Source organism: Paraburkholderia sp., from assembly GCF_035656215.1.
In the GTDB taxonomy this organism is placed as follows: Bacteria; Pseudomonadota; Gammaproteobacteria; order Burkholderiales; family Burkholderiaceae; genus Paraburkholderia.
Map to the genome: position 1 here is coordinate 1 of NZ_DASRSY010000230.1, position 2,935 is coordinate 2,935.

A 2,935-nucleotide genomic window follows, 5' to 3' on the forward strand; every position below is an offset into this window, starting at 1 on the left:
GGCGAACCGAAACATCCCACGCCCTCGCTGATTCGCGACGCCGTGATTGCCTCGCTCGGCGGTTTGTCGGCTTATCCGGCCACCGTCGGTTCGCCGGCACTGCGCGAGTCGATCGCCAAATGGGTGACGCAGCGCTACAACCTGCCCCCGGTCGACCCGGCCACTCAGGTGCTGCCGGTGTCCGGTTCGCGTGAGGCGCTTTTTGCACTCGCACAAACGGTCATCGACCCCAAGCGTAATGCTGACGGCGAGTCTGCGATCGTACTCTGTCCGAACCCGTTCTACCAAATCTATGAAGGCGCGGCGATTCTCGCCGGCGCGCAGCCGTACTTCGTGAATAGCGACCCGGCGCGCAACTTCGCCTGCGACTATTCGGCGGTCCCGGCCGAGATCTGGGCGCGCACGCAACTGCTGTACGTGTGCTCGCCGGGCAATCCCACCGGCGCGGTGCTCACGCTCGACGACTGGCGCGAGCTGTTCGCGCTGTCGGACCGTTACGGCTTCGTGATCGCGTCTGACGAGTGCTACTCGGAAATCTACTTCGACGAAGCCAGTCCCCCGCTCGGCGGCCTGGAAGCAGCCCACAAGCTCGGCCGCGGCTTCGAGCGCATCGTGATGCTGTCGAGCCTGTCCAAGCGTTCGAACGTGCCAGGCATGCGCTCGGGCTTCGTGGCGGGCGACGCGGCGATCCTGAAAGACTTCCTGCTATACCGGACATACCACGGCGCGGCCTTGTCTACGGTGTTCCAGAGTGCCAGCATCGCGGCCTGGAATGACGAAACGCACGTGCGCGAGAACCGGGCGAAGTACGTGCAGAAGTTTTCCACCGTGACGCCAATGCTCGCCGAAGTGCTCGACGTACGCCTGCCGGACGCCGCGTTCTACCTGTGGGCGGACGTCTCGCGCACGGGCCTGTCGGACACCGAGTTCGCCCAGCGCCTCTACGCCGACTATAATGTGACGGTTCTGCCGGGCTCGTTCCTCGCGCGTACTGCGCACGGCGTGAACCCCGGCCGCAATTTCGTGCGCATGGCGCTCGTCGCCGATGTCGACGAATGCACGCAAGGCGCACAACGGATCGTCGATTTTTGCCGCGCGCTCGCGGGCTGAGTTTTTCGTGAGTTTCTGGACTCAGCAGCCCCGCGCACCGCATTCCCTTCTTCAGACTTCAACTCTTCAGAAAAGCACGCATATGTCGCAACAACTTCAGCAGATCATTGACACCGCCTGGGAAAACCGCGCCGAACTGTCGCCGAAGGCCGCACCGGCCGACGTGCGCGAAGCCGTCGCCCACGCCATCGAGCAACTGGATAAGGGCGCGCTGCGCGTCGCGGAAAAGAAGGACGGTGACTGGGTCGTCAATCAATGGCTGAAGAAAGCCGTGCTGCTGTCGTTCCGCCTGGAAGACAACCAGCCGATGCCGGCTGGTGGCTACTCACAGTTCTACGACAAGGTGCCGTCGAAGTTCGCCAACTACACCGCTGAAGACTTCGCTGCCGGCGGCTTCCGCGTGGTGCCGCCCGCCATCGCGCGCCGCGGCTCGTTCATCGCGAAGAACGTCGTGCTGATGCCGTCGTACACCAACATCGGCGCCTATGTGGACGAAGGCACGATGGTCGACACGTGGGCCACCGTCGGTTCGTGCGCGCAGATCGGCAAGAACGTTCACCTGTCGGGTGGCGTGGGCATCGGCGGCGTGCTGGAACCGCTGCAGGCCAATCCGGTCATCATCGAAGACAACTGCTTCATCGGCGCGCGTTCGGAAGTGGTGGAAGGCGTGATCGTCGAAGAAAACTCGGTGATCTCGATGGGCGTGTACCTCGGCCAAAGCACCAAGATTTACGACCGCGAAACCGGTGAAGTCACGTACGGCCGCATTCCGGCGGGCTCGGTGGTGGTAGCGGGCAACCTGCCGTCGAAGAACGGCTCGCACAGCCTGTACTGCGCCGTGATCGTCAAGAAGGTCGACGCCAAGACGCGTGCGAAGGTTGGCCTGAACGAGCTCCTGCGAGGCGACTAATGGCACGCGGCACCAAGACCGTCGTCTACGGCATCCCGAACTGCGACACCGTGAAGAAGGCCCGCGTGTGGCTGGAAGAGCACGGCGTCGAGTTCGAGTTCCACGACTTCAAGAAACACGGTGTGACGGAGCCGCTCGTGCAGGACTGGCTGAAGGACGTGAAGCTCGACGCATTGCTGAACCGTCGCGGCACGACCTGGCGCGGTCTGTCCGACGACATGAAGGCGGCGGCGGACACGCAGTCGGGTGCAATCGCGTTGATGATCCACAAGCCGTCGGTGATCAAGCGGCCGGTGCTGGTGGTCAACGGAAAGGTCAAGTCGCTCGGTTTTGCGCCAGACGAATACGAAGCGCTGTTTGCCTGAATGCCGGGTCTGAAGTGCGGGATCGAACGCGAAAGTCGAACACAGTGCGAGGCGTAGTATCAGACGCCAGGCCCGAACGCGAAGATTAAACCTAGCGAACGGCCGCGAAGATCGCGCGCAAAGAGGCAAAAAGACGTAAAACGCGGCCTCGCCGCGTTGCTTAAAAGCTGTTGCCGGCTGCGGTGTCCAACCGCCAGCCGGCATTTTTTCATTTCAAAGTGGCTTGTACTGAATCCATGTCCGGCACCCTCGCCCTTACCGAACAACTGATCGCACGCGCCTCCGTGACGCCCGACGACCAGCATTGCCAGCGCCTCCTGATCGAACGCCTGTCCGCGCTCGGCTTCGAGCATGAGACGATCGAATCGCACGGTGTGACCAACCTGTGGGCCGTCAAACGCGGCGTCGACGGCACGCGCGGCAAGCTGCTCGCATTCGCCGGCCACACGGACGTCGTGCCGACCGGCCCGCTCGAACAGTGGCAATCGGCGCCGTTCGAGCCGACCCACCGTGACGGCAAGCTCTACGGTCGCGGCGCGGCGGACATGAA

General features: G+C 63.2%; 4 protein-coding genes. All 4 read left to right on the forward strand.

The genetic code is table 11. The annotated features are described in order from the left end of the window. Positions 1-1,110 (forward strand): succinyldiaminopimelate transaminase (gene dapC, locus VFE81_RS13090; RefSeq protein WP_325044997.1); only part of this gene is annotated, 1,110 nt, incomplete at its 5' end. Between the two features lie 82 nt (positions 1,111-1,192). Then, positions 1,193-2,020, forward strand: a complete 828-nt coding sequence (gene dapD, locus VFE81_RS13095; RefSeq protein ID WP_325044998.1) for a 2,3,4,5-tetrahydropyridine-2,6-dicarboxylate N-succinyltransferase — start codon at positions 1,193-1,195, stop codon at positions 2,018-2,020. Next, positions 2,020-2,385, forward strand: a complete 366-nt coding sequence (locus VFE81_RS13100) for an ArsC family reductase (RefSeq protein ID WP_325044999.1) — start codon at positions 2,020-2,022, stop codon at positions 2,383-2,385. The genes dapD and VFE81_RS13100 overlap by 1 nt, the downstream gene beginning before the upstream one ends. A gap of 236 nt (positions 2,386-2,621) precedes the next feature. Beyond that, on the forward strand, positions 2,622-2,935 hold a 314-nt coding region (locus tag VFE81_RS13105; RefSeq protein ID WP_325045000.1), incomplete at its 3' end, for a M20/M25/M40 family metallo-hydrolase.

What these genes read in the sequence shown, in the direction of transcription:
- dapD (WP_325044998.1), top strand. Translation starts at nt 1,193, where the DNA reads ATGTCGCAACAACTTCAGCAGATCATTGACACCGCCTGGGAAAACCGC.
- VFE81_RS13100 (WP_325044999.1), top strand. Translation starts at nt 2,020, where the DNA reads ATGGCACGCGGCACCAAGACCGTCGTCTACGGCATCCCGAACTGCGAC.